Source organism: Stenotrophomonas aracearum, from assembly GCF_031834615.1.
GTDB classification, from domain to species: Bacteria; Pseudomonadota; Gammaproteobacteria; order Xanthomonadales; family Xanthomonadaceae; genus Stenotrophomonas; species Stenotrophomonas aracearum.
The window spans coordinates 3937908-3963816 of record NZ_CP115543.1; the positions used below are offsets into that span (position 1 = coordinate 3937908).

Here is a 25909-nt window from a genome sequence, read left to right on the forward strand (position 1 = left end):
GCCGCCTTGCCTTGCCCCGGAGCCCACCATGATCCGCCCGCTTTCCCTGCTGCTGTTGCTGATGGCCCCCGGCGTCGTGCTGGCACAGTCCGCGGCCGGTGCCACCGGCCCGCAGTCGGCCACCGACCTGGACCTGTCGCTGCCGCAGCAGCCACTGCAGTACCTGAACGACCCCAGCCTGCGCGGCGACCCGCCGGGCACCTTCTATGGCGACAAGAGCGGTCGCCGTGCGGTCCAGCGCGATGCCGCCGGCAACCGCATCGCCGACGTGGTCGACGACAAGCTGCGGGTCAACGGCAGCATCACCACCGGCATCGGCTATGCCAAGAACTTCGGCAACACGCACTACAACGCGGCCGAGTTGAACCTCAACAAGAACTACACCAACGACGAAGGCAAGACCCGCAACATGAACCTCAACATCCAGATCAGCGAGGGCAAGGGCCCTGGCTTCTATGGACCGTATGGGGCGGGTTACGGCGGCTACGGCCCCGGTTTCTGGGGCGGTCCGCCGCCGGTTGGCTGGTAAGCCGGCTCAATCCCACCAGTTGTCGCGCTGGGTGGAAATGATCCGCCCGTCATGCCCGCTCATGCGCACGTCCACGCGCTGGTTGCGGGCATTGCGCGCTTCCAGGGTCCAGGTGGCGCCGTCGCGTTCCACCGACTCGATCTTCGTCAATCCGGCCTTGCCTGCCAGGCTCAGGATCTGCCCGGCCTCCAGCATCGGACGGCCGCTGAGCGGATCGAAGATCTCGCCGTTGGCCGGGTCGACGATCACTTCGGCCAGGCGGCCGTCGGCGCGGATGACATCGGCCTCCCACACGCCATCGTCGCGCTCGAGCTCCATGACCTGGGTGTAGCCGGCGGCGCTCAGCTTGGCCTGCACCTCGGCGGCGTTCAGGGAGGCGGCAAATGCCGGGGCGGTGGTGAAGGTGGCCGCCAGCGCGGCGGCAAGGATCAGCTTGTTCATGGGGGTGTTCCTGAAGGTGACCGGATCATCCCGGCGCCGCCAGTCTGGCAAGCGCCCTTAAGCGGAGCATGAGGCCCGCTGTTAGGACCCGTTTAAAGGCCCCGCGTATACCGTATGGCCATGAATACCCTCTCGCTGCTGCTGCCCCTGTTGTTGAGCGCCTCGGCCCAGGACCCCATGCGGGTGCTGGACGGCGGCGCACGCCAGCAGGACGCCGTGCGCCAGGCGGTCAAACAGGGCCGCTATGTCCCGCTGGAAACCGTGGTGCGCGACGCCCTGCGCCGCTACCCCGGGCAGCTGCTGGAAGTGGAGCTGGACGACGGCGAGTATGAGATCGAGATCCTCGGCCCCAACGGCGTGGTAATGGAGCTGGACTATGATGCGACCAGCGGCCGCCTGCTCAAGATGGAAGAGGACTGATGCGACTCCTGCTTGCCGAGGACGATGCCCTGCTCGCCAGCCAGCTGCAGCTGCTGCTGGAAGACGCCGGGTACGTGGTGGTGCACAGCGGTGAGGGCGTGGATGCCGAGTACCAGGGCCAGGTGGAAGACATCGCCGCGGCGGTGGTCGACCTTGGCCTGCCGGGGCTGGATGGCCTGAGCGTGATCGAGCGCTGGCGCCAGGCCGGGCGCGATTTCCCGGTGCTGGTGCTGACCGCGCGGACGCGCTGGCACGACAAACTGGCCGGCTTCGACGCCGGTGCCGACGACTTCCTGACCAAGCCGTTCCAGCCCGAGGAGCTGCTGCTGCGGCTGCGCGCGCTGATCCGGCGCAGTGCCGGCCATGCCAGCCCGCGCCTGCAGTGCGGCCCGCTGCGGCTGGACGTCAACGCCGGCCGCTTCGAACTGGACGGCGTGCTGCTGCCCCTGAGCCCGCAGGAACACCGCATCCTGAGTTACTTCATGCACCACCCGGACGTGGTGATCAGCCGTTCGCGGCTGGGCGAGCATGTCTACGAGTCCGGCTTCGATCCCGACTCCAACACCCTGGACGTGCTGATCGGCCGCATCCGCCGCAAACTCGGCAGCACGCTCATCCACACCCATCGCGGCCAGGGCTTCCGCCTGTCGGCGCACCCATGAACACCCGTTCGTTGCGCAGCCGCCTGCTGCTGGCCGGTGGATGGGGCATGGTGCTGGTCTCGGCACTGGCCACCTGGTGGCTGGGCGCGATGTACGAGCGCTCCGCGCAGGCCACCCTGGACCAGCAGCTCAACGCGGACCTGCTCGCGGTGCTGGCCCTGCTGGAGGTGGACGCGCAGGGGGCCGTGCAGGTGCGCGACGAGCTGCGCGGCGAGCGTTACCGGCGGGTGTTTTCCGGTGCGTACTGGCAGTTGCTGGATGCGCAGGGGCAGCCACTGGGACAGTCGCGCTCGCTGTGGGACGAAACGCTGCCTGCGCCGGCCACGCTGCGTACCGGCCCGGCCCGGTCCTTCGATACCACCGGCCCGCTGCAGCAGCCGCTGCGTGCGATGGCGCAGCAGGTCACCCTGCCCCGTGCGGCCCTGCCGCTGCGGGTGATCGTGGCCACCGACCGCAGCCAGCTGGATGCCCAGGTCACGGCCTTCCGGCAACGTACCGCGCTGGCGCTGATGGTGCTGATCGCGTTGTGGTTTGCGGTGCTGGTCGCCCAGGTGCATTACGGGCTGCGTCCACTGAAGCAGCTCGGGCGCATTGCCGAGCAGGTGCGCAACGGCGAGGACGTGCGTTTTCCGCAGCAGGGCCTGGTCCGCGAAGTCGCGCCGCTGGCCGCCGAGCTCAACGCATTGCTCGACCACCACGGCCGCATGGTGCTGCGCGCACGGCGCAGTGCCGAAGACCTGGCACATGCCCTGAAGACGCCGCTGACGGTGCTCTCCACCGAAGCCGCAGGTGCCGGCACCGACTGGCGGCAGACGCTGCGCAGCGAAACCGCACGCATGCAGGCCAGTATCGACCGCTACCTGGCACTGGGCGTGGCCGCCGACCATCAGCAGCGCACGCCGGTGGCGCCGGTGGTCAGCGCGCTGTGCGGGTTGATGCAACGCGTGCACGACGAGCGTGGCGTGGTGTTCACCTGCGCCGCCGACGCACCGGGCGTGTTCGCAGGTGCGCGCGAGGACCTGGAAGAAATGCTGGGCAACCTGCTGGACAACGCCGGCAAGTGGGCGGCGCAGCGGGTGGAGGTGGGCGTTGCGCTGGCCGACAAGCGGCTGCGGATCACCGTCAGCGACGACGGCGACGGCCTGCCCGAAGAAGACCTGTCGCGGGTACTCGGTCGTGGCGTGCGGCTGGACCAGCGCGCGCCGGGCAGCGGGCTGGGCTTGGCGATCGTGGCCGATATCGCCGAGAGTTACGGCGGCGGGTTGGTGTTGCGGAATGGGACGCGCGGGTTGGTGGCGGAGCTGGTGTTACCCGCGGGCTGATCCCGCGTGCATGAGCCAGCAATCCATCGCATCCAGCACGATGTGGATCATCAACCCGATCCCGAACAACCGCGTCTTCTTCGGAACGCACAACCCTGCATACACCGCGATCGCCGGCGCCGTATGCAGCGGATGGAAACCGATGCTGCAGCGGTTCGGCGCATAGATCGGATCGGCCAGCAGGTGATCCAGGTCGATGATCCAACCGAGCAGCATCAGCGCCCACGCCGACAGGAAGCGCTTGCGCCAGAACATCCACGCCAGCAACGCCGGTATGGCGGCGTGCAGGAACAGGTGGACGATGGCGCGACTGCTCAGACCAGCGGCTCGTCAGACAGGTACGTGTAACCGGTCAACCCGGCTTCCAGTGCCTCGGACAGCTCCTGCGCGCGCTCCGGCGACAGGTTCGCCGCGGCCACGCGCTCGGCGTAGCTGGCACGCAGATCGGCCAGGCTGTAGCCCACGTAGTCCAGCATCACGTCGGTGGTGTCGCCGCGGCGTTGCTGGGTGATGGCGTAGCCATCGGCATCGGCCAGCACTTCCACCGCGTCGGTGTCGCCGAACAGGTTGTGGATGTCGCCCAGGATTTCCTGGTACGCCCCGACCATGAAGAACGCGATGCGATAGCTTTCACCCGGGCGCACCGGATGCAGCGGCAGCGAGGTATCCAGGCTCTCGTTCTCGACATAGGTCTTCACCATGCCGTCCGAATCGCAGGTCATGTCGGCGATGATGCCGCGACGCTGCGGCACTTCGTCCAGGCGCTCGATCGGCACGATCGGGAACACCTGGTCGATCGCCCACGCATCCGGGATCGACTCGAACACGCTGAAGTTGACGAAGTACTTGTCCACCAGGCGTTCGTTCAACTCGTCCAGCGCCGGGCGGTGGCTCTTTTCGTCATAGCTCAGGCGCGCCCGCACCGCATGGGCGATGGCGTAGAACAGGTCGTCGATGCGCGCACGCTGCGGCAGGTCGATCTGGCCCAGCGCGTAGCTGGCCAGGCCTTCGGCATGGAAGTGCTGCGCTTCCTGGAACAGCTCCACCGCCGGGCGCTGGTCCAGCTCGCCATGGATCTCGCGCAGGTGGCGGATCGCCGCCGGCTCGTCGTCGTGCTGGTCCGGCACGCGGCCTTCCTGCGCTTCTTCGACCTCGGAGACGTTGGCGATCAGCACCGCGTGGTGCGCGGTCATCGCGCGGCCGCACTCGGTGACGATGCGCGGCGGGGTCAGGCCGTGCTCTTCACAGGCATTGGCCAGCGGCTGCACGATGTTGCCGGCGTACGAATCCAGCCCGTAGTTGATCGAGCAGAAGCTGCGCGAACGGGTGCCTTCGTAGTCCACGCCCAGCCCGCCACCCACGTCGACGTGGGTGATCTTCGCGCCCAGGCGCGACAGCTCCACGAAGTAACGGGTGGCTTCGCGCATGCCGTTGGCGATGTCGCGCACGTTGGAGATCTGCGAGCCCATGTGGAAATGCAGCAGGCTCAGGCAGTCGGCGTACTCGGTGTCGCGCAGCGACTTCCACAGGTCAAGCAGCTGGCGCGGGGAGAGGCCGAACTTGGCCTTGTCGCCGCCGCTGTTCTGCCACTTGCCCGCGCCCAGCGAGGCCAGGCGCATGCGCACGCCCAGGCCCGGCTTCACGTCCAGCGCCTTCGCTTCCTCCAGCACCAGCTTCAGCTCGGACGGCTTCTCGATCACGATGAAGGTCTGCAGGCCCAGCTTGCGGCCGATCAGGGCCAGCCGGATGTACTCGCGGTCCTTGTAGCCGTTGCAGACGATCAGCCCGCCCGGGCGCGACAGCGCCAGCACGGCCATCAGTTCCGGCTTGCTGCCCGCTTCCAGGCCGAAGCCCTCGCCATGGTGGCTGGCCAGGGTGCCGGCCACGCCCCGGTGCTGGTTGACCTTGATCGGGTACACGGCGGTATAGCCGCCCGGGTAGTCCCAGTCGGCCTGGGCCCGGCCGAACGCGGCCTGCAGCTTGCCCAGACGCTGCCCCAGGATGTCCGGAAAACGCACCAGCAGCGGCAGCTTGGCCCCGCCCGCGCGCGCGGCGTCCACGATGTTGGGCAACGACACCACCGGGCCGTCCTGGCCAGTCGGTCTCACCACCATGTGTCCAGCCTGATCCACGTCGAAGTAGCCATCCGCCCAATGCGGAATCGAGTAGGTCTTGCGGGCTTGGTCGAGGGACCAATCGGTCATTTCAGTGGGCCTGGTTGGTAAAAAAGGGGGTGCATGATAACGCCTAACAGGCGACAGCTCCGTTATCATGCGCGCCCGCGCCCGACCCCGGGGATTGAACCTGAACAGGCGCGGACCCCGGCTCCACCTTCTCCGAACAGGACTGTTACACCATGACTGACAACACCAACTGGTACATCGAGCATTTCGAGCGCACCGGCTCGGCCATCGGCTATCGCCTGAAGGGCAAGCTGGACGAGGTCCAGTCCCCGTTCCAGAAGATCGAGATCTTCGCGACCACCGACTGGGGCAACCTGATGACCATCGATGGCGCCATCATGCTGACCAGCAAGGACAACTTCTTCTACCACGAGATGATCAGCCACCCGGTGCTGTTCACCCACGCCGCGCCCAAGCGCGTGGTGATCATCGGCGGCGGCGACTGCGGCACCCTGCGCGAAGTGCTCAAGCACAAGGGCGTGGAGAGCGTGACCCAGTGCGACATCGACGAGCAGGTCACCCGCATGGCCGAGAAGCACTTCCCGGAGCTGTGCGATTCCAACAACGACCCGCGCGCCGAGCTGATGTTCGACGACGGCGTGGCCTACATGGCCAACTGCCCGGCCGGCAGCGTGGACGTGGTGATCGTGGACTCGACCGACCCGGTCGGCCCGGGTGAGGGCCTGTTCAACAAGGCCTTCTACGAGAGCTGCTTCAAGGCGCTGAAGGAAGACGGCATCCTGGTGCAGCAGTCCGAGTCGCCGCTGATGCAGCTGGACCTGATCAACGAAATGCGCACGGAAATGGGCAAGGCCGGCTTCCAGTCGTTCAAGACCCTGCCGTTCCCGCAGCCGTGCTACCCCACCGGCTGGTGGAGCGTGACCCTGGCGCGCAAGGGCCAGAGCAGCTTCGACTTCCGCCAGGCGGATTCTGCCTCGAAGGGCTTCGAGACGCTGTACTACACCGCTGCGCTGCATACCGGCGTGCTCGTCACCCCGCCGTTCGTGCAGGCTGCGCTGAAGAGCTGAGGTTACGGAGGAGCCGGCCGGCGGCCGGCACTACAAGAAAAAACCCGCGCCGGTGACGGCGCGGGTTTTTTTGGCTCCGGTAGTGCCGGCCGGCGCCGGCTCCAAGCGGTCCTAGATCGCCCAGATCCCCGCAATCACCAGCACCACCAACCCCCACTTGATCGCGTGGTAGGCGAACGCACTGCGCGCACGCAGGGCCTTGGCCTTCAGCCGCACCTTGTACAACCCACCAAACGCCTTGTTCACCCCGCCGGTCGGGTCGCCGGGGAAGTTCGGCGAAGCGCCGCCGGCCAGCAGCGTGGCGGCCACGGCGCGGTTGAACAGGCCCGGCAGGCCGAAGCGCAGCGGGCGGGCGATGTCGCAGAACAGGATCACCCGGTCCTCTTCGGTTTCATTGTGCGCGTGGTGCACATAGGTTTCGTCGAACATCATCCACTCGCCGTCGCGCCAGCTTTTGCGGATGCCGTCGACCTCGATATAGCAGCGGTCGTCATTCGGCGTGGCCAGGCCCAGGTGCAGGCGCAGCGAACCGGCGAACGGATCGCGGTGCGGGCGCAGCTCGCTGCCCGGCGGCAGCTGCGCGAACATCGCCGCGCGCACGTCCGGAATCGACTCCAGCAGCGCGGTGGTCTGCGGGCACAGCGACCTGGCCGACGGGTGCGACGGTCCGTACCACTTCAGGTAGAAGCGCTTCCAGCCACGACGGAAGAACGAATTGAAGCCGGCGTCGTTGTACGAGCTGGACGCCGCGATCTTCTCCGCATCGCGCAGCGCCAGCGCCTCATCGCGGATCATCTTCCAGTTCGCCCGCAGCGGTTCCAGCTGCGGGAACTCCTTGCCCGGGTCCAGGAACGGCGTGGTCGGCACCTTGGAGAACAGGTACATGACCACGTTGATCGGCGCCATGAAGCTGGAATGGTCGAGCAACTGGCGCGACCAGCGCGCCCGGACCTTGCCGCGGTAGTGCACGTACAGCACGCAGGCCACGAACAGGGCCACCACAATAATCTTGATCATCAAGCATCCACCGGCCACTGCCGGAACCCGAAGGTGTAAGGGGGAGAGCCGGGCGCGACGGAGACGTGCCGTCAGGTGCGGGACTGCCGCGCGGGCGCATTCAAGCCCGCTATGGTCCGGGCCAGCCGGTCCCGGGTCAAGCCAGTCCCCACGGGACATTCAGACGCGCGACGCTCTGTTCCACCCCCGGCTACGACATTTTTCCGACAAACACTGGTTTCATGTACTCCCGAGTACTAAAATTAACGAAACCTTCATCCATCCCCCATTCAGTAGCACCGGTACGCCTGACGCTTTGCGCCGACCGCCGGGTCGCCTTGGAACGTCATGACTACCCCTGTTGCTGCGTGTGTCGACGACACCGCCCCCGCCGAGCTGCTCAAGCGCGGCGAACGCCTGTTGGAACCCGATGTCTACCGCACCTGCCTGAACGGGCAACCGGCCGTGGTCAAGGACTACACCCGTTACCGCGGCACCCCGCTGTCCCCGGTGGCCCGCCTGCTGGTCCGTCGTGAGGCCCGCATCCTGCAGCGGCTCAGCGGCTGGAAGCACGCCCCGGCCCTGCTCGGCACCATCGGCGGCCTCGCGCTGGGCATGGAATTCATTCCTGGCCAGACCCTGAGCGCGGCCCAGTCGGTCGGCATCGAGGTGTTCGAACAGCTGCAGCATGCGCTGAGCCGCCTGCACGCGGCCGGCATCACCCACAACGACCTGCATGGCACCAATGTGATGGTGAGCGGCGGCGTGCCGGTGCTGGTGGATTTCACCTCGGCCTGGCGCAGCCCCCGCTGGCTGCCGGTGCACCCGGTATCGCGGCAGCTGCGCCGCAGCGACATGAAGAACCTGCTGAAGATGCGCCAGCGCCTGACCGGCGCCCGCCCCAGCCCCGCCGAAGCAGCGCAGGTGGCCGACCCGCGCTGGGTAGCCGGGGTGCGGGTGGCGTGGAAGCGGTTCTATCGGTGGTTCAAGGGCTAGAGCGCGTCCGCGTCCAACTCGCCCGTACGAATCCGCACCACGCTGCCGAGGTCGTACACGAACACCTTGCCGTCGCCGATCTTGCCGGTGCCGGCCGCCTTGACGATGGCTTCCACCACCTCCTCGACCTGCTCGTCGGTCACCGCCACCTCGATCTTCACCTTCGGCAGGAAGTCGACCACGTACTCGGCGCCGCGGTAGAGCTCGGTATGCCCCTTCTGGCGGCCGAAGCCCTTCACCTCGGTCACCGTGATCCCGGTGACACCGCGCTCGGCCAGCGCCTCGCGCACATCGTCGAGTTTGAACGGCTTGACCACCGCCATGACCATCTTCATCTATCGGCTCCTTTGATCTGCGGCGCAAGGATAACGCTATCCTAGTGCCTGGCCAGCCCCACCCGCAGAGATCCCCATGATTGACCTCAACCAGCTCGATGACCTTGCACGCCGCCTGAGCGACATGGTCCCGCCGGGCCTGCGTCAATCCCGCGAGGAGCTGCAGGCCACCTTCAAGAGCGCCTTGCAGGCCGGCCTGGGCAAGCTGGACCTGGTGACCCGCGAAGAATTCGACGTGCAGCGTGCGGTGCTGCTGCGTACGCGGGAGAAGCTGGAAGCGCTGGAGAAGACCGTGGCGGCGCTGGAAGCCAGCGCTGCCGCTCCGGAGCGTCCGGCGCCCTGATCCTCGGTGAAGCGTCGCCACTGAGGTAGCGCTGCGGCTTCTTCTGAATTGCCCGCGCGGCTCCAACCGACAGGCATCTCAAGCGCCACCGGGCAAGCTCGCAGATTGTTGAGTCAACCCGGAAACCTGCATGAGCCTTGCGCTGGTGCACAGCCGCGCGCGCGTTGGCATCGCTGCGCCGGCGGTACGTATTGAAGTGATGTTGAGCGGTGGCCTGCCGCATACCACCATGGTCGGCCTGCCCGAGGCCGCTGTGCGCGAATCGCGCGACCGCGTGCGTGCCGCGCTGTTGTGCGCGCACTTCGACTACCCGCAGCAGCGCATCCTGATCAACCTGGCGCCGGCCGACCTGCCCAAGGAGGGCGGGCGCTTCGACCTGGCCATCGCGCTCGGCATCCTGGCCGCCAGCGACCAGATCGACCGGCACCTGCTGGCCAATTACGAGTTTCTTGGCGAGCTCGCCCTCACCGGCGAACTGCGCGGTGTGGATGGCGCCCTCCCCGCTGCCATTGCCGCCGCCCAGCAGGGGCGTACGCTGATACTCGCGGCCGGCAATGGTGAAGAGGCGGCACTGGCCCAGCATGCGGACGTACGCGTAGCCCGCACCCTGCTGGAGGTCTGCGCCTCCCTGGCCAGCCGCTCGCTGCCGCATGCAGTACCCGCACCTGTCACGCCGTTGGCGGTCGCCGACCTGCGCGACGTGCGCGGACAGCTGCAGGCGCGTCGCGCGCTTGAAGTGGCAGCGGCCGGCGGGCATCACCTGCTGCTGCTCGGTACGCCGGGCTGCGGCAAGACACTGTTGGCGTCACGCCTGCCCGGCATCCTCCCCGATGCAACTGAAGACGAGGCGCTGGAAACGGCGACCATCGCCTCGTGCAGCGGCGCAGGTATCGACGCAGCGCGCTGGCGACACAGGCCTTATCGCGCCCCGCACCACACCGCCAGCGCGGTGTCGCTGGTCGGCGGGGGCACGCATCCACGACCGGGTGAGATCTCTCTTGCGCACAACGGTGTGCTGTTCCTGGACGAACTGCCCGAGTGGAGTCGCCACACCCTTGAAGTACTGCGCGAACCGCTGGAGTCCGGCACGGTGATGGTCGCGCGCGCCGCGCGCACCGATCAGTTCCCTTCCCGCTTCCAGCTGGTGGCGGCGCTGGAAAGTAGTATATAGACATGTTCCAGATGCAAAAGCTCCCGCTGTATAGGCCAAAGACCGATTGATATCAGGAACGCGAACCGAATAGGATCAGACGTGACCACTTACTCGTTCAATGTCTACAGGAGTCATCTAGGAACAACGCGAACATACGTGACGCACATTCTCTATGCGTCGCCGCCCTCGAGCCTAATATCTCGGTCGTTGAGCGAGATGGCCAAGTCAACCCGCAGACGCAAGATGTCCAGTACAACTATCAGCCAGTTGCGTCGCCTCTTGGCCTCAGCTTCGCTGGATACGAAGCGGTTACTAGCTTACGAACCCAACGTATTTGATGACAAACAACTGTTGCGCTTGCTTAGCTCGACCTTCAACGACCTGGAGGATCGCAAAAACATAAGCCTAAGCGCAAAGCAACAGCTTTTCAGAGCACTGCTAACGTGCCTTTCAAACAGCAACCCACCCTTGCTCAATGGAAGATTTCTCGCTTGGTCCGAACAGAACCTGCCGCGATTTAGGAGGACCGCGCGTGCGCGCCCCTCCCCGCTCCTTGATCTCATCCCACAACAAGCCGCGCAAGGCCTCACGCCTGACTTCAGCCCTGCAGCCGCGCTTGACCACGTCCACGATCAAATCGAAAACGCTTGCCGAGCAGAAATAGAAGAATATCGCCAGATGCTACTAGATCAGCACGCCCTGCTGAACAGCGTTAAGTGCAACGACATCAGTGAGGATAGCTCTCATGATGGCTACCTAGAAAATCCGCGATTACGCAAGGCTCACAGGGACGCGCTGGAGCAGTTCGTAGGCTGCGTAGAGAACAACGAGCCGCTCCCAGACCCGCCCCTCAACCTGCTGCCGGCCTTGCGGAAAAGGTACCAATTACCGAGCAAGAACGCACGACCTTGGCTGCTTGCGCAGTACCGGCTCCCAAACCAAACGCTGCATGCGATATTCATACTTGTCGCGCTCAGAACTGGCTGGAACCCCCAGAGCGTCGCGTCGCTGACGATAGACAATCTGGGCGGCGAGCCAGGTGGAAGTCTTTTGCTTCAGTCGTTCAAGCTAAAGACAGACGACAAGACGCCGGCGGTTGCCATATCGCGCAAAGACAAGCTAGCACAAGATGCAATAGGTCTACTTCGATCCAACCTTTACTGGGCCAAGAAGCTAAAGATGGTGCCGGCGAATGAGAATCGTCTCTGGATTGGCTGGAGCTCCAAGCCAGATGCCCGGCAGATAGTTGCAGACGGGCATCTCCTGCGCAGATTCATAGATAGGCACAATCTCACTCCTTTTCGACTGAAGGATCTCCGCAGCCTTCGTGTCTCCATTGCGTACGTTAAGCACCGAGACCTAGATCAGGTACGTCTGATTCTAGGACACCAGTCCTTCTCCAGCATCGATACTTACCTCCGATCCACCGTAATATTCAAGCTAAACGAGTCTAATATCCTCAGATTTCAGCATCTTCTTGAGAAGGAGTTGCTCTCCAGCAATCAGCCTCCGCCACAAACCTTCTCCACGGGTGACGGCGGACACTGCCGCGATTCTTCAAAAAGCCGCTTTGCAGGAGGTATGACCCCGTGCGACGGAATGGGATGCCACATCGGGACGACCTGTGAAAACTATACCCTTCGCCCTACGAAAGAGTCCGTGGCAGATGCGCTAAGAACTCTCCACTCTTACAGAGAATGCTGGCAGGCACTCGCAGATCAGCAACCCGACCGATTTTGGGATATCCACCTGCCACGGATCGTGCATATTCACGTCATGCTTGAAGCAATCCGAGACCTGCGTCCAGATCTTCTGCCCGAAGGGATGTGGAAATGAACTCCACCAAAGCGAACCGCTCCGCACCAGCCTCTTGTGAAGAGACAAGTGACTATGATCTCGACCAAGCACGTCAACTGCGTCTGCAAGGATCACTGCTCTTGCACCAATCAGGCGCAGATTTGTGGTCCTTAGATTTGAGCCAGATCCATTTTAGATCTGCCAGAGACCCGGCGGCGGCCACATCCCTGTATAACGAAGAGCCAGCCCGTCGAGCCGCACTCTGCTTCACGCAGAACGTCATCTCCAGCCGCCGCAGCTTCATACCAGACAGGCGATCGATCACGCGACAGATCTACCTACTAAGAAACGTCTATGACTGGCTAGCACCCCAGGGCACCGATAGGCTTAGCCGAGCGACGCAAGATCAACTCAGTGAGATGATGGCGAGCTTTGCAGAGCTCGGGTGGCCGCACTCGCTGGGGATAGTATCGCGATGGACAAGCGCGGCATCTCTTTTCAACGAGGATGACACGGAACTGGCGTTTCACTTTCACTCTGAGGGCGGCGCACGCTGCATCAATGCGATCAATCAAGGCTACTGGCGACCCCGATTGGGTTGGGGAGGTGGTGTTCCTGTGCCCAGGGAAGTTCGCATGATGCTGCAGGACATAGTTGGCGCACGATACAGCCGAAAGTGGGCATCAACGGACGGAAATTATCTTCCACCAAGCAAAAACGTGCTACGAAACACGATTGCATTCATTAATCAGTGGCATTCAGTCCAAGAGGATTGTGATAAACCCAGTTTTCGCATTTCCCGGAACTCAAATCGTATGGCAAGCCGTCTCGCCAGACGTAGTTCCGCAAAGACTGGTGTTCTCACTGTGACCGACGCAGGATCATTGATGAAGTCCGCGACATTCGTCATTGATGAAGTTCTGCCGCTGCTAATCGAGCTCCTCAATGAACCATTCACAGCTAACCGTCGCTCGCGGCATCGGAGGGTTGCCCAACGCGCTCTGGAGACCAGCTCCGCAAGAGAAGCGATCGAGACTCTGCTCTCACGGCCTATCGTCCGATGGCTTTGGTCCGGATCACACGGACGAAACCCAGAGGAGCTATGTGTAGACCAGCTAATTGCAGCAGTACAAGGCGCAGCCTTCATTATCATCTGCGCAATGAATGGACGTCGGTCTGGAGAGGTCTGTCATCCGACGACCGGATTGCGGACAGACTCGCTCATCGTTCTGGACGAAGACTTGCTCATAGCTAAGATGTCATTCTACATAGAGAAGACGCGCTTCTGCAGAGAGGATTTCTATGTCAACGCGCTTACTGTCCGCGCGTACCAAGCTCTGCTTAGCCTCAGAGCGCACCTAGGCCAAGGAGAGAGTGTCAGCGAGACGCCTGAGAGCATCTTCGCACTAGCTCGTAGAAGCGAGTCGAGCCTTCCAGACAGCAAGAGGCCGCACTTCTCACCCACATCGGACACAAAACGAACGCGCACCCTGAACAGCTTTTTCGAGGTCGCCGGAGAGCGTTGCACGGTTGCCAACTTGGCACCGCATAGCCTGCGGCGATGCTTCGCACTCCTTTACTACTACAGGTTTGAGCAGTCAGATCTACTCAGTCTCCAACAGCACCTCCGCCACACCACAATCTCAAACACAATCCACTACGTCACGGGGGACACTGGCTACTTCTTCCCAGATGTTGAGAGGCGGCTATTCCATCCAATAGACAAATCTGCGTTTCCCTGCCGCGAACTTCAAGACGTTTCGTACGAAATCCTTGTGGAATCTATCCACTCTATTCTGGCCGGCACGGGCGCGGCGGGCGGATTTGTGAAGTTCGTCCGGGCACTCTACCGACAAATGGTAGACGCATTGACGGAAGGAGATAATGCAGCTGCTCTGATCGCCGATCGGCTAAGGTCAAATGAGCATGTACTGAGGCCCATGCCATTCGGACAGTGCCATTCGACCCGGCGGCGATCATCTATAGGGAACTGTAGAGAACGAGGGAGACTACATCATGAGCACGCCTCGCCCGCCTTGTGCTTCTCTTGCCCGTTCCACTTCACATCTCCGGCCTATTACAAGTCGGTCTCGCTGATCAAGACGTCTATGGAGGCCGCCAGGAGCCAGGCCGCAGAGGGCTCGGTCCAGGCGGGTTACCTGAACCGGCAGATTGAGCACCTTCAATGGCTATTGCGGCATGTCTCACCACAAGGGGAATCGGCCCAATGACTCATATTTCAATCCAGCGAAGAGATCGCGCTAGGCACAACATTCAAATAAAGATCAACATTCTGAGTGGCTGGATCATGCACGGAGTGCCGAAGCACCCCACAACAGGACTCGCAGAGTACTTCCCAACTACTCTGCGGCAGTTCAAAGCGTGGGACGGCTTACTCAACAGCGAGGACCTCAGGCTACAGCTACCGTCGATAGCGAGAATCGGAAACGACACCCTTGACGCCAATCAGGATCTGAAGGCCTCAGCCAGCTCCATAATCGCGCTCCTAAAGGCCCGCTCCGTATGTGCTTCGAAAGTTAAGCAAGCAAGTGCAAGCAACAAAGAGCAGGCTCAAGTTCTTCTTAAATTGTTAAATATCCGAAACTCTGAACTGGTAAGCCAGCAGCGCGAAATCCGGCGACTGAAAAGCCAGATCCAGTTGCTTGAGCGACGTCTGGAGGTCCGATGACACTCATTACAAATGGACCGAGACTCTCTCGATCTGATGCGTACTGGCATCTGTCAGGGTCCGATGGCCGAACTAGTTGGCCTTGCTTGGATTACCTCATCGACTGTGTCGACAGGCAGCGCCTTCGGCCTGCAACAGTAGAGCTTAGAGCGTATGCACTGAAGATGTGGATTTCATACCTAGAGCAGCAGAATGTGAACCTACTGCACGCTTCGGATGCAGAACTCATTGACTTTGCAAGTCACAAATACTTGCGCCAAAGTGGAGGCGCATTCGGCGACTCCCAAGCGAGGAAGAGGAGCATAAATCAGATCGTCAGGTCCATCTACCGGCTCTACGCGTGGCTCCAGTGTTCGAGTTACGGAGAGGGCCTAGCGTTGCTAGGACCGTCTAGATGCCAGTTTATAAGCACTCTGAACGAACCGGGCAAGCAGCGGTCACGATCAGACTTTCCATGTACGTTTCGCTTCGCTGGAGAGCGTAGTAAGCACAACCGCTATCACATCCCGGATGATGCGGACCGTGCAAGGATGGTCGAGCATTTCTACAGCAAGTACTCTCAAGGTGTCGCACTAAGGAACGCTCTGCTTTTGGATATCGCCTTGAGCACCGGCTGGAGGCGCGGCTCAATCGCGTCACTTTCTGTCGACCAGTTCTCTGCAGAAGTGCTCGATTCCGAACATATCTTGGTCACTCCTCCAGAGCAGAAGTTTGGGTACACACTTTCATTCAGTATAAGCAGCACGTTAGCGACTAGGATCGGCGCATACATACGAGGCCCGCGTTCGGAGATCGTTCGCCGCACTGGCACAAGCTCAGTGAAGGTCTTCTTGAGCGCAAAGCGCGGCACTCCGCTGACCGCCGCTGGTATCACTAAGGTTTTTTCAAATGCACGCAAGGCGTTAGGGCTCCCGCCAGGAGTCGGCATTCACTCTTGGAGACGCGCATTTGCGAATCGGGCAATGGCTCGGGAAGTCGAGCGGCGGCGACGAATAGGGGTCAATGGCACGTTCAGCGATGTAGCAGCGGTGGTTGCAAGCCAACTCGGCCATGAATCGTTAAAGAGTCAAGAGGCGTACATTAGAGGGCATGGCTCGCTCGAGGCCAACGATGGGGCCGGCCACGGGAACACCTAAGATGTTGCGCCTCGAAGCAGCGTTTGGCGTGAGCTGACGACCACATTCATCTTCAGGAAGTGTTGTCGAGTAGACCGAATCATGTGTCACGTCCATTCTTTTGCTCCCGGCGACGATGTTGACCGGCGTGCCCGACGTTTCCCTCTGCGCCACCTAAGTCGAGTTCACGGGGGCGCGCGTAAAGTGGGATGCCCTGAGCAGCGAATTCTCGATCGAGCTGCATGCGCACTTCTTTGCTGAAGGCTGTCATTGTCTACACCACCGACTGAAATCAGGATCTAGATTGCAACACGCCTTGGTTCCACGGCGCAATTCCGCATCGCCGCTCAGCCTGGGAACCGACAAGCAGCGCAAGGCCAGAAGGTGCCGCCGCCCTGGCTCTTAGGACGCTCAAGGACGAAAGAGGTGCGTTCAACCTAGCTTAGTAGTCAGGTAGTCTGGGACTGCCTGCAGCTTCATTACATCCGCTCTGCGCAGACGGTTGAGCTAGGCTGTAGCAAACCCCGTGAGTGGGAGTGGCCACGGAGGCAGTACTCAATCTCCTGCACGGTGTACGGGCTGCACCGATCTAGACGTCAGCGGCGATGTCAACGGTGGCCGCCGTGAAGTCTGATCTCCTCTGCCTGCTGGAGGATAGCTTCGGTGTGGCTGACCAAAAACAATCAAAGTAAGAACGGTGTCGTAAGAATGTTGAACTCGAGCGTACGTAACCCCTCGTTCAGAGCCGCCAGACAGACCCTGTGTGCGAAAAATGTCATAAATAAGTGAGGATGGACGGATAGCTGAACGACAAGGACCACAGACCTTGGTGTTTTTTTATTTCTTATCGTAGACAATGCGCACACACGGACGGCCGCCAAGGTCCGTCTCCCGCCAACGGCTGATCATTTAGCTAATGCATCGACGTCTTGCTTCTATCATTCGGTTCTTGGCTGCACTGCTTCTTGCGGTGTGCCTAGTGGTGCCGACGGTCGAGGCCATGACATGCAGCGACCAGATGGATGAGGGCTCCTCGCAGGAAGTGCCGAAGCCGTCTGATCAGAAGAAGGATCAGCTTTCGGCACACGGACACTGTCATCATGGTGGCGCGCTTCATCCGCCTTTCCTCTTTCCGCTAAGAGATGTTGTGGTGGCGGATGAGCCAATGACACTTGTGACCGCCGGAAACCTTCCGTCGGATAGGCTCGACGGTTTGATCCGTCCCCCCAGGGGCTGACAGCGATTCCTTTGCTCATTTTGTGAGCGAATGAACCGCCGCGTCTCCCCGCATGACTGGCAGCTCGTCTGCTGCTCTTCGAATCGTGCGTTGCGACCATTGGAGTCGCTGGGTGACCAGGCACTCTTGCTCCGGATCCGCCTGCGCGCGGTACCCGCTGCTGCACCTTTGATATTCCGGGTATATCCATGTCCACGTTCATGGCCTGTGCGTATAGTGCGCTCGGGGCCGGTCTTCCTGCTCTTCAGGTTCCTCCTGCGCAGCCAACTGGAGGCCTCGAATGAAGAGCGCTTCATGGTGGCGCAATCGCCCAGAAGTCGGTCAGACATGGCTGATCATCGCCGTCTCTCTCTACTTCACGGTGGTCTTCAACAACGCGTTCGTTCGGTTCATTCTTGGAGCCTCGAACCACGAAGGAACTGCGCAGGCGCTGGTAATGAGCACCGCGCTAGTGTTCATCACCGGACTCCATGTGTTGCTCTTGTCCTTGCTCGGGTGGCGTTGGACGCTCAAGCCTATCCTGCTGGTGATGATTCCGGCATCCGCCGCCGCCGCCTACTATTCGGACAACTACGGCATCTTCTTTGATGCGAGCATGGTGCGTAACGTCTTCAGGACGGACACTGCGGAAGCAGGCGAGCTAATGACTTGGGGGTTTGCAGGCGCGATGCTCTTAAAGAGCGCGCCGCCGTTACTCGTAGTTGTCTGGATTCGAATTCGTAAGGAGAGCAGCATCCTTCGCCTGCTGGTGAAGAGGGTGCTACTGGTTGTCGCCACCTTGGTCATCACTAGTGGCGCAGTTATGTCGCAGTTCGACGATCTCTCATCGCTGATGCGCAACAATAAGTCCGCGCGGTACTTGATTACGCCTGAGAACTACATCGTATCCAGCATCCGCGTCCTACAACAGGATCGGCGCGCACCACGCGGACCGCTGTCCAAAGTGGCCGAGGATGCCCGATTGGACCCTCATCCGATTGGTTCCAAGCCTCATCTACTTGTGATCGTTGTAGGCGAGACTGTCCGCGCGCAGAACTGGGGCCTGAGTGGGTATGCGCGTCAGACGACGCCAATGTTGGCCAGGCGTGATGTGGTCAATTACGTGGACGTGACCGCCTGCGGATCTAATACCGAGGTTTCCGTCCCTTGCATGTTTTCCGTGTATGGGAGGCGCAGTTATGACCGGGACAAGATCAAGCGGTCCGAGTCGCTTCTGCATGTGCTGGAGCGGGCGGGCGTTAAGACTCTCTGGCGCGACAATCAGTCCGGCTGCAAAGGCGTCTGCGCGGATCTTGCATTCGAATCGTATAGGGAGCCGCCTGATCATCCCTTGTGCACGAACCAAGCGTGCCGTGACGAAGTGATGTTGAGTGGACTTCATGGCGCCATTGACGACAACCCCGGTGATGTCGTGGTAGTCCTGCACCAGCTGGGGAACCATGGACCGGCCTACTTCAAGCGATACGGCGAAGAGTTCAGGACGTTCACCCCCGACTGCCGCAGTGCTGATCTTGGCAAGTGCACTCGAGAGGAGATCGTCAACGCATACGACAACGCAATTGTCGCCACTGATGACTTCCTCGCTAAAGCTATTGACATGCTGGCTGCGGACACTTCACACGACACCGCGATGATCTACGTATCAGACCATGGCGAATCGCTGGGAGAAGGAAATCTATATCTTCACGGACTCCCTTATGCGATCGCCCCGGCAACTCAGGTCAAAGTCCCAATGGTGGTGTGGTTGTCCGAGGGCATTCAGCGCGAACGCGGAATCGACCCGTCCTGTCTACGGGCGCAAGCCGGCAGCTCCATTAGTCACGACAACCTGTTTCATTCGGTGCTTGGCCTTATGGAGGTTCAGACAGAGGTCCGGGACGAAGGTCTAAACCTGTTCGGGAGATGCGAGAAGCCGAATGCGGAGACCGAGACGCCCACATCCGGCCAGTCGAAGAGGTCCGGAACGTCAAAGATTGCTGAAGTTCTGGGAGATGAACATGGCTGACATTTACGGCCACAAACCTCGCGGCCCTCTGGGGGTTATGAAGGCTTTTCGGTGGTCTCTTCTTGGAATACGGGCAGCTTGGCTGCATGAGTCCTCGTTTCGGCTAGAGGCGGTCATGGCGCTGCTGCTCGCTCCGGCAGCCTTCTGGATTGCCGATTCGCCAGTTGAGCTCGTACTGCTTATAGGCTCGCTGTTGATCGTTTTGGCAGCAGAACTGCTTAACTCAGCCGTCGAGGCGGTCATAGAGCGGTACGGGCCTGAGTACCATGAGCTGGCCGGGCGAGCCAAAGACATGGGTTCGGCTGCCGTATTCATGACGCTCACCAACGCAGGGGTGACCTGGATCGCCATAGCGGCCATGTGATGGGTCTCACGCCACAGCCGCTTAAACCGCGGCGGTAGAGCACGGAAGCTGTCCCAGAAGTGAATAGCTCCGTGCTAATGGCGTATCGCCGCCGATTGTTATTGTATCCCCTCTCAAGTGGTTGATAGCCTTTGAAAATGCGCCACGTCTCCCGGAAAATTGGGTTCGTTCTACTGATGCTGCTGATGGCGGCGTTCGTGGTCGTTCCTATTTCCGACGCGTTGGCGTGCTCGGCTGAGCCGCATTCAGCGGCCAGTGCCCCGCAGGATGCGGCTGGGGACTTGGATGGGAAGTCGGACCATGAGGTCCCGGGGGCCGGATGTAGCCACGGCCACTGCCACCATGCCAGTGCCAGCCTTCCTTTGGAAGCCGCGACCCCGCCGCAGTTGACGCTTCCGGCGGTTTGGAACGCTCATACCGGCGCTAATGGCGATGCGGTTGTTCTAGACGGGCTAACGCGCCCACCCCAGGGCTGATCAGAGCTTGACCCGCACATTGCGGGATCTGGTTTCTTTTCATCTCTGGAAAACTCTACATGTCGACCTCCACACGTCGGCCGCTGCATGCGGCCGGGCTGTTCGTGGCTGTCCTGCTGGCGCTCGCGCCGGCGGGGCCTGCCGCCGCGCAAGCTTCTCCCTCCTATGACGACCTGCTGGGTCGTCTTGATCAGTTGTCTGGCACCATTCAAGGCGTCGCATTGTCTGAAGCCGCCGATGCGCGTGTTCAACAGGCCCGTGCGCTTAAGAACCCCACGGTTTCTTACGACCTTGAGAATGCCCAAGGTACTGGCGCGTACCGTGGTACCAGCAACGCTGATTCGATCATCACCCTTTCTCAGCCGCTGGAGTTGTTTGGCCAGCGCGGTGCACGTGTGCGTGCGGCACAAAGCGAAGCCCAGGCTGCGGGACTGCGTAGCGAGCTGAGTCGGAGCGAAGTGGCCGCACTGCTCGCAACGACCTACGCACAGGCCGAAAGCGCACTGCGACGCTATGATCTAGCCAACGAGGCACTCCAGCTGATTCAGGAAGATGCCGCCGCCACGAGCGCCATGGTCCAGCAAGGTCGCGAGCCTCAGCTCCGGGCAGTGCAGGCGCAGAGTGAAGTGTCCAACGCCAAAGCGGCTCTGGATGAAGCCTTGGCGTTCCGGGACGCGGCCCTTGCTCGGTTGGCCGGTGCAGCACAGCTGGATGCGTCGGTTGACGCAATAAGTGAAAGCCTCCTGGATCGCGCCCCGCCCATGCCTACCGGCGACGCTCGTGCGGCATTGGCGGTCCGGATCGCAGAGGCAGAAGCGGCGACGGCGGGCAGGCTCGTGGACGTGGAGCGCAAGCGCGCGCTTCCCGACCTGAGCGCAACCGTGGCGCAGACAAACTTCCGCCAGGCAGGCGAGCGTGCGTACAACATCGGCGTGAGTCTCTCAATCCCACTCTTCGACCGGAACAGCGGCGGCATTCGTGCGGCATACGCCGAGCAGCGAGCCGCTGATGCTCGTCTTGAACAGCAGAAGCGCGAGAGTGAAGCAAATCGGGTTTCCGCGATTGCGTCATTGAAGGCATCCAACAGCCGAACGCGTGCCGCTGACGAAAGCGTCACGGCCGGTGAAGAGGCCTACCGCCTTGCTCGCATCGGCTTTGAAGCCGGCCGGATATCCCAATTGGAACTGCGCAGCACGCGTTCGACGTTGATCGCCGCGCGGGCCTCCGCCGTTGACGCAAGGCTCGCGCGCGTGGCCGCCGAAATTGAACTTGCCCGTCTCGAAGGACGCGCCCCCTTTCTGGAGCAGAAATGAACAAGCCTCGTAATCCCATTCTCGTCGGCGCGCTGCTGCTGTCTGCCCTGGTCCTTACTGGTGGCTTGACCGCCTGCCAAGGTTCTAGTGAAGCCCCCACCACAGAGAAGGACGCGTCGGCCAATGAAGACGGCCACGGTCATGCGGAGGGTGAAGGTGAAGGCGAGGACGGTGCCAAGCCCGCCGATGACCATGCCGGGGAAGCCCCTGGCGCGCACGCAGAAGAAGAGGCACCGGAGGGTGTGGTCCAACTGACGGCCGACCAGATCAAGGCATCAGGAGTGGGCGTAATCGCCGTGGGGCGTGGTGGCGGCGCTTCCACGCGCATTGCCGGACGCGTAGAGCCCTCGATCGGGGCGCGCGCATCGGTGGCCGCGACGGTGACCGGCCGCGTGGAGCGAGTGCTGGTTGCGCCGGGCTCACAGGTCAAGGCCAACCAGACACTTGCTGTCGTGGTCAGCGGCGACGCCGCCACCTTCCGCGCGGCGGCCGTCTCGGCGGGCGCGGAGGCCGAAGTCGCCCGCCTGGTGTACGGCCGCGACAAGGCACTGGTTGAGCAAGGTGTCGTTGCACGCCAAGAGATGGAGACGTCTCGCGCGCGCTCGATTGCTGCGGAGGCAGCCGCTGCAGCGGCCCGTGCCCAAGCCGCAGCCAACGGCTCGCCCGACAGTTCCGGCCGGGTGAGCATTACCAGCCCGGTTTCGGGGGTGGTCGGCAACGTGCAGGTCACGCCGGGTGGAGTGGTGTCGGCGGGCAGCGTGGTGGCAGACGTCTCGAACCCGGACATGAACGAACTGGTGTTTACCGCACCTCCCGCATTGGCCTCACAGGTCGCCGCCGGCATGAAGCTGGAAGTGACCGCACCGACCGGGGCATTCCAGGCAGAAGTCACTGGCGTGGCCGCTGACATTCGCCAGCAGGGTGGTACCACGGTCATCCGCGCGAAGCCCCTGACGGCGGCGTTGCCGCCTGCCGGATCACCGATTTCGGCGCTCGTGGTGGCTGACGGAGACGCAGATTCGCTGAGCGTCCCGGCCGACGCCGTGCAGACGGTGGACGGCAACAGCGTGGTGTTCGTCGAAACCCCGGAAGGCTTCAAGGCTACCCCGGTCATGGTCGGGCGTCGTGCCGGCGGCAGCGTCGAAATCGTCAACGGCCTCAATGGCACCGAGCGCATCGTCGGTACCAATGCCTTCCTGCTCAAGGCCGAACTGGCCAAGGGTGAAGCCGAGCACGGCCACTAAGGAATCCATATATGTTCACTATCATCATAGAATCAGCGGTCCGTTTCCGCTGGTTGGTGGTGTTCCTTGCCGCGATGGTGGCCAGCTGGGGCTTGTTCCAGCTGAGCAAATTGCCCATTGACGCGGTACCGGACATAACCAACAGACAGGTGCAGATCAACTCGATCGCGCCGGCGCTCACCCCTGAGCAGATCGAGCGGCAGGTGACGTACCCGCTTGAGACCGCGTTGGCCGGCATCCCGGGGCTGAACACCACACGCTCGCTGTCGCGCAACGGCTTCTCGCAGGTCACGGCGATCTTCACCGACCAGACCGACATCTACTTCGCGCGCCAGCAGGTGGCCGAACGCATGCGCGAAGCGGCGGACAGCCTGCCCGAAGGTGTGTCCCCGGTCCTGTCACCGGTGACCACCGGCCTGGGTGAGGTTCTCATGTGGACGGTGGACTTCACCGACTACGATCCGAAGAACCTGGCACCCAAGGGGCAGGCAGGCTGGCAGGAGGGCGAGGTCTACCTCACGCCGGAGGGTAACAGGCTCACTACCGCCGAAGAGCGTGCCACCTACCTGCGTACCGTGCAGGACTGGATCATCGCCCCGCAGATGCGTTCCAGCCCCGGCCTTGCCGGCGTGGATACCGTGGGCGGCTACGTGAAGGAGTACGGGGTCCATCCGGACAGCGCACGCCTGGCGGCTTACGGATTGGGGTTGAACGACCTCGTCCAGGCACTGGAGCGGTCGAACGTGCAGGCCGGTGCAGGCTTCGTCCAGCGTGCAGGCGAAGGCCTCGTGGTCCGCGCCGATGGTCTGGCGTTGACGACCAGCGACCTGGCGCAGTCACCCGTGGCGACCAAGGACGGGGTGGTGATCCGCGTCGCCGACGTTGCCGACGTCGAACTCAGCCGCGCACCGCGACTGGGTGCCGCAAGCCGCAACGGACATGAGGCCGTGCTGGGCACGGCGCTGATGATCGCCGGCGGCAACAGCCGCACGGTGGCGCAGTCCGCAGCGGACCGATTGGTCGAGGTGAACAAGTCGCTTCCGCCCAACATCTTTGCGGTGCCAGTGCTCGACCGTAGCCAGCTCGTCAATTCGACCATCAAGACCGTTGCCAAGAACCTGACCGAAGGTGCGCTGCTGGTCGTGGTGGTGCTGTTCCTGCTGCTGGGCAACCTGCGCGCGGCGACTATTACGGCGCTCGTCATTCCGCTGTCGTTCCTGTTTGCCGTGATCGGCATGAACCGGTTCGGGATCAGCGGCAACCTGATGAGCCTGGGTGCGTTGGACTTCGGTATCCTCGTGGATGGCGCAGTGATTGTTATTGAATCCACGCTTCTGATGCTGGGGCAGCGCCGCGCCGAACTGGGCAGGCCGCTGACGGCCATGGAACGGATGAAGATAGCCACGGAATCGGCCAAGAAGATGGCGCGACCGGCGGCTTTTGGTCAGTTGATCATTCTGTTGGTCTTCCTGCCGATCATGACCCTCGAAGGCGTCGAAGGAAAAACCTTCCAGCCGATGGCGGCCACCTTCATGCTGGCGCTCTTGGGTGCCTTCATCTTCTCCTTTACCCTGGTGCCGGCCTTGACCGCCCTGTGGGTGCGCGAGCCGAAGATGAAGCCCGGCGAAGAGCTCCATCACGGCGAGCACGAGACCAAGCTAATCAAGGTGCTGCGCACCCGAATCGAGCCTGTGATCGAGCGTGCTGTCGCCATGCCGCGCGTGGTGCTCGGAGGCGCGGTACTGACACTAGCGGTAGGCGTGACCTCGTTCATGATGCTGGGGCGCGAGTTCATGCCCACGCTGGATGAGGGCAACTTGGCCATGCAGGCGCTGCGGGTTCCCTCCACCTCGTTGGAGCAGTCCCTGGCCATGCAGTTGGCACTAGAGAAGGCCATTGCGAAGGAGCCGGAAGTGGAGACGGTGTTCTCCCGGACTGGTACTGCGGAGGCGGCCATCGACCCGATGCCCACCAACATTTCCGACAGCGTGATTGTGCTGAAGCCCAGAAGCGCATGGCCGGATCCGAAGCTTTCCAAGGATGAGCTGGTGGGGCGGTTCGAGTCCGTGGCGTCGAAGCAGCTCGGCAACAGTTTCGAGTTCAGTCAACCCATTGAGCTGCGCTTCAACGAGCTCATCTCCGGTGTGCGTACCGATCTTGCCGTGATGATCTACGGTGATGACTTCGGTGAGTTGCAGAAGGTCGCAGACCAGGTGGCGCTCAAACTGCGTGGCGTCCAAGGCTCCGCGGACGTGCGGGTCGAGCAGATCTCCGGCCTGCCAACCCTGAACGTCAAGATCGACCATCTGGCAGCCGCGCAATACGGGTTGACCGCAGCGGACGTGAGCGATGCTCTGTCGACTGGCATCGGCGGCACTGCTGCGGGAAAGATCTTCGAGGGTGATCGCCGCTTTGACGTGGTGGTGCGTCTGGATGACGCGGCACGCAATGATCCGGACCAGCTTAGCTCGTTGCCCATTGCCACACCCTCTGGTGCGGTGATACCGCTTTCGTCCGTCGCTCGGATCACCATAAGCGAAGGACCAAATCAGATCAGTCGAAACAACGGCAGCCGTCGAGTCGTGGTGCAAGCCAACGTCCGTGGGCGTGACCTGGGTGGGTTTGTTGGCGAAGCGCAGACGGCGGTAGCGGACGTGAAGCTTCCTGCAGGTTCCTATCTCACCTGGGGCGGGCAGTTCGAGAACCTGCAGCGGGCAGAGAAGCGACTGGCGGCAGTGGTTCCTGTCGTGTTCCTGTTGATTGGTGCTCTGCTGTTCATGGCACTGCGCAGCGCCAAAGAAGCCATTCTTGTGTTCAGCTGCGTACCGCTGGCGCTGGTGGGCGGAATCCTGGCTTTGCTGCTGAGGGGCATGCCGTTCTCGGTGTCCGCAGCCGTGGGGTTCATTGCGGTGTCCGGCGTCGCCACGCTGAACGGCCTGGTGCTGATGCAAGCCATCCGGGAGCGGCTTGATGCAGGCGATGCACCGTTGGTGGCGTCCCTCAATGGCGCAGCGAGTCGTATCCGCGCCGTGCTCACCACTGCGCTGGTGGCCATTGTCGGCTTCATCCCCATGGCGATCGCCAGCGGTTCGGGTGCAGAAGTCCAGAAGCCGCTCGCTACCGTCGTTATCGGTGGCTTGCTCACCGCGACCATCCTCACGTTGCTGGTGCTTCCCACCTTTGCTGGCCGCATAGCCAAGCCAAGCACCGTCGCAGTAGGAAAGGACGAAGATCACTGATTAGCTGACACCGAGCTCGGGC

20 protein-coding genes and 1 pseudogene are annotated in these 25909 nt (G+C 62.2%); 16 read left to right on the forward strand and 5 right to left on the reverse strand.

The genetic code is table 11. The features are described 5' to 3' along the window. Positions 1-28: 28 nt before the first annotated feature. Positions 29-529: a hypothetical protein gene (locus PDM28_RS17710; RefSeq protein WP_102946125.1), complete on the forward strand. Its 501-nt coding sequence runs from the start codon at positions 29-31 to the stop codon at positions 527-529. A gap of 6 nt (positions 530-535) precedes the next feature. On the opposite strand, the gene PDM28_RS17715 is transcribed toward PDM28_RS17710, so the two are convergent. Next, positions 536-970, reverse strand: coding sequence for a PepSY domain-containing protein (locus PDM28_RS17715; protein ID WP_311183052.1), 435 nt, complete (start codon positions 968-970; stop codon positions 536-538). Between the two features lie 120 nt (positions 971-1090). On the opposite strand from PDM28_RS17715, the gene PDM28_RS17720 reads away from it, so the two are divergent. The 3 genes from PDM28_RS17720 to PDM28_RS17730 are packed head-to-tail and all read left to right on the forward strand — an operon-like array spanning position 1091 to position 3374. Further along, positions 1091-1390 (forward strand): PepSY domain-containing protein, encoded by a 300-nt coding sequence (locus tag PDM28_RS17720; protein ID WP_102946149.1) that lies wholly within the window; start codon positions 1091-1093, stop codon positions 1388-1390. After that, positions 1390-2052 carry a response regulator transcription factor gene (locus PDM28_RS17725; RefSeq protein ID WP_311183053.1) on the forward strand — a complete coding sequence of 221 codons (663 nt, stop codon included), beginning with the start codon at positions 1390-1392 and terminating at the stop codon, positions 2050-2052. Before PDM28_RS17720 ends, PDM28_RS17725 begins: the two co-directional genes overlap by 1 nt. Next, positions 2049-3374 carry a sensor histidine kinase gene (locus PDM28_RS17730; RefSeq protein ID WP_102946128.1) on the forward strand — a complete coding sequence of 442 codons (1326 nt, stop codon included), beginning with the start codon at positions 2049-2051 and terminating at the stop codon, positions 3372-3374. Before PDM28_RS17725 ends, PDM28_RS17730 begins: the two co-directional genes overlap by 4 nt. Here PDM28_RS17730 and PDM28_RS17735 read toward each other — a convergent pair. Together PDM28_RS17735 and speA are read right to left on the reverse strand one after the other, a co-directional pair. Beyond that, a complete protein-coding gene (locus tag PDM28_RS17735) occupies positions 3360-3692 on the reverse strand; it encodes a DUF6122 family protein (RefSeq protein WP_311184729.1) in 333 nt (110 codons plus the stop codon). The two genes, PDM28_RS17730 and PDM28_RS17735, sit on opposite strands and share 15 nt — an antisense overlap. Then, complete coding sequence (speA, locus tag PDM28_RS17740; protein WP_311183055.1) at positions 3689-5578, reverse strand: arginine decarboxylase; 1890 nt, start codon at positions 5576-5578, stop codon at positions 3689-3691. The genes PDM28_RS17735 and speA overlap by 4 nt, the downstream gene beginning before the upstream one ends. Positions 5579-5730: 152 nt before the next feature. Between speA and speE the strand changes: the two genes are divergently transcribed. Beyond that, on the forward strand, positions 5731-6585 hold the full coding sequence (gene speE, locus PDM28_RS17745) for a polyamine aminopropyltransferase (protein WP_070207084.1): 855 nt from the start codon (positions 5731-5733) through the stop codon (positions 6583-6585). Between the two features lie 111 nt (positions 6586-6696). Here speE and PDM28_RS17750 read toward each other — a convergent pair whose 3' ends face one another. Continuing rightward, positions 6697-7602, reverse strand: coding sequence for an aspartyl/asparaginyl beta-hydroxylase domain-containing protein (locus PDM28_RS17750; protein WP_172448136.1), 906 nt, complete (start codon positions 7600-7602; stop codon positions 6697-6699). A gap of 327 nt (positions 7603-7929) precedes the next feature. Here PDM28_RS17750 and PDM28_RS17755 point away from each other — a divergent pair, with 327 nt between their 5' ends. Continuing rightward, positions 7930-8577 carry an RIO1 family regulatory kinase/ATPase domain-containing protein gene (locus PDM28_RS17755; RefSeq protein ID WP_311183056.1) on the forward strand — a complete coding sequence of 216 codons (648 nt, stop codon included), beginning with the start codon at positions 7930-7932 and terminating at the stop codon, positions 8575-8577. On the opposite strand, the gene PDM28_RS17760 is transcribed toward PDM28_RS17755, so the two are convergent. Then, on the reverse strand, positions 8574-8912 hold the full coding sequence (locus PDM28_RS17760) for a P-II family nitrogen regulator (RefSeq protein ID WP_070207081.1): 339 nt from the start codon (positions 8910-8912) through the stop codon (positions 8574-8576). The genes PDM28_RS17755 and PDM28_RS17760 overlap by 4 nt on opposite strands. A gap of 76 nt (positions 8913-8988) precedes the next feature. On the opposite strand from PDM28_RS17760, the gene ubiK reads away from it, so the two are divergent. The 10 genes and pseudogenes from ubiK to PDM28_RS17800 all read left to right on the forward strand — a co-directional run bounded on the left by ubiK (position 8989) and on the right by PDM28_RS17800 (position 25887). Next, entirely contained in the window at positions 8989-9255 is a 267-nt protein-coding gene (gene ubiK / locus PDM28_RS17765) for a ubiquinone biosynthesis accessory factor UbiK (protein ID WP_311183057.1), read from the forward strand. 130 nt (positions 9256-9385) lie between these two features. Beyond that, positions 9386-10411, forward strand: a pseudogene (locus tag PDM28_RS17770) (YifB family Mg chelatase-like AAA ATPase); the annotation flags it as partial. 240 nt (positions 10412-10651) lie between these two features. Next, complete coding sequence (locus PDM28_RS19315; protein WP_282295853.1) at positions 10652-12244, forward strand: hypothetical protein; 1593 nt, start codon at positions 10652-10654, stop codon at positions 12242-12244. Positions 12245-14432: 2188 nt separating this feature from the next. Continuing rightward, the gene (locus PDM28_RS17775; protein WP_125359986.1) at positions 14433-14894 is read left to right on the forward strand and encodes a hypothetical protein; all 462 of its coding nucleotides are present in this window, start codon (positions 14433-14435) and stop codon (positions 14892-14894) included. 530 nt (positions 14895-15424) lie between these two features. Continuing rightward, the gene (locus PDM28_RS19320) at positions 15425-16030 is read left to right on the forward strand and encodes a tyrosine-type recombinase/integrase (protein ID WP_425507677.1); all 606 of its coding nucleotides are present in this window, start codon (positions 15425-15427) and stop codon (positions 16028-16030) included. A 1496-nt stretch (positions 16031-17526) separates the two neighbouring features. Further along, positions 17527-19251 carry a phosphoethanolamine transferase gene (locus tag PDM28_RS17780; RefSeq protein ID WP_125359988.1) on the forward strand — a complete coding sequence of 575 codons (1725 nt, stop codon included), beginning with the start codon at positions 17527-17529 and terminating at the stop codon, positions 19249-19251. Further along, positions 19244-19615, forward strand: a complete 372-nt coding sequence (locus PDM28_RS17785) for a diacylglycerol kinase (protein WP_125359989.1) — start codon at positions 19244-19246, stop codon at positions 19613-19615. Before PDM28_RS17780 ends, PDM28_RS17785 begins: the two co-directional genes overlap by 8 nt. Positions 19616-20150: 535 nt before the next feature. Then, positions 20151-21404: a TolC family protein gene (locus tag PDM28_RS17790; RefSeq protein ID WP_125359990.1), complete on the forward strand. Its 1254-nt coding sequence runs from the start codon at positions 20151-20153 to the stop codon at positions 21402-21404. After that, positions 21401-22648 carry an efflux RND transporter periplasmic adaptor subunit gene (locus PDM28_RS17795; protein ID WP_125359991.1) on the forward strand — a complete coding sequence of 416 codons (1248 nt, stop codon included), beginning with the start codon at positions 21401-21403 and terminating at the stop codon, positions 22646-22648. The genes PDM28_RS17790 and PDM28_RS17795 overlap by 4 nt, the downstream gene beginning before the upstream one ends. 11 nt (positions 22649-22659) lie before the next feature. Continuing rightward, the gene (locus PDM28_RS17800) at positions 22660-25887 is read left to right on the forward strand and encodes an efflux RND transporter permease subunit (RefSeq protein ID WP_125359992.1); all 3228 of its coding nucleotides are present in this window, start codon (positions 22660-22662) and stop codon (positions 25885-25887) included. Positions 25888-25909: the final 22 nt, after the last annotated feature.

Excerpts from the sequence above, each read along its gene's own strand:
- PDM28_RS19320 (WP_425507677.1), top strand. The coding sequence starts at position 15,425 with ATGGTCGAGCATTTCTACAGCAAGTACTCTCAAGGTGTCGCACTAAGG.
- PDM28_RS17725 (WP_311183053.1), top strand. The coding sequence starts at position 1,390 with ATGCGACTCCTGCTTGCCGAGGACGATGCCCTGCTCGCCAGCCAGCTG.
- PDM28_RS17720 (WP_102946149.1), top strand. The coding sequence starts at position 1,091 with ATGAATACCCTCTCGCTGCTGCTGCCCCTGTTGTTGAGCGCCTCGGCC.
- PDM28_RS17730 (WP_102946128.1), top strand. The coding sequence starts at position 2,049 with ATGAACACCCGTTCGTTGCGCAGCCGCCTGCTGCTGGCCGGTGGATGG.
- PDM28_RS19315 (WP_282295853.1), top strand. The coding sequence starts at position 10,652 with ATGTCCAGTACAACTATCAGCCAGTTGCGTCGCCTCTTGGCCTCAGCT.
- PDM28_RS17775 (WP_125359986.1), top strand. The coding sequence starts at position 14,433 with ATGACTCATATTTCAATCCAGCGAAGAGATCGCGCTAGGCACAACATT.
- PDM28_RS17785 (WP_125359989.1), top strand. The coding sequence starts at position 19,244 with ATGGCTGACATTTACGGCCACAAACCTCGCGGCCCTCTGGGGGTTATG.
- PDM28_RS17750 (WP_172448136.1), bottom strand. The coding sequence starts at position 7,602 with ATGATCAAGATTATTGTGGTGGCCCTGTTCGTGGCCTGCGTGCTGTAC.
- speA (WP_311183055.1), bottom strand. The coding sequence starts at position 5,578 with ATGACCGATTGGTCCCTCGACCAAGCCCGCAAGACCTACTCGATTCCG.
- PDM28_RS17795 (WP_125359991.1), top strand. The coding sequence starts at position 21,401 with ATGAACAAGCCTCGTAATCCCATTCTCGTCGGCGCGCTGCTGCTGTCT.
- PDM28_RS17800 (WP_125359992.1), top strand. The coding sequence starts at position 22,660 with ATGTTCACTATCATCATAGAATCAGCGGTCCGTTTCCGCTGGTTGGTG.
- PDM28_RS17755 (WP_311183056.1), top strand. The coding sequence starts at position 7,930 with ATGACTACCCCTGTTGCTGCGTGTGTCGACGACACCGCCCCCGCCGAG.
- speE (WP_070207084.1), top strand. The coding sequence starts at position 5,731 with ATGACTGACAACACCAACTGGTACATCGAGCATTTCGAGCGCACCGGC.
- PDM28_RS17790 (WP_125359990.1), top strand. The coding sequence starts at position 20,151 with ATGTCGACCTCCACACGTCGGCCGCTGCATGCGGCCGGGCTGTTCGTG.
- ubiK (WP_311183057.1), top strand. The coding sequence starts at position 8,989 with ATGATTGACCTCAACCAGCTCGATGACCTTGCACGCCGCCTGAGCGAC.
- PDM28_RS17760 (WP_070207081.1), bottom strand. The coding sequence starts at position 8,912 with ATGAAGATGGTCATGGCGGTGGTCAAGCCGTTCAAACTCGACGATGTG.
- PDM28_RS17710 (WP_102946125.1), top strand. The coding sequence starts at position 29 with ATGATCCGCCCGCTTTCCCTGCTGCTGTTGCTGATGGCCCCCGGCGTC.
- PDM28_RS17780 (WP_125359988.1), top strand. The coding sequence starts at position 17,527 with ATGAAGAGCGCTTCATGGTGGCGCAATCGCCCAGAAGTCGGTCAGACA.
- PDM28_RS17715 (WP_311183052.1), bottom strand. The coding sequence starts at position 970 with ATGAACAAGCTGATCCTTGCCGCCGCGCTGGCGGCCACCTTCACCACC.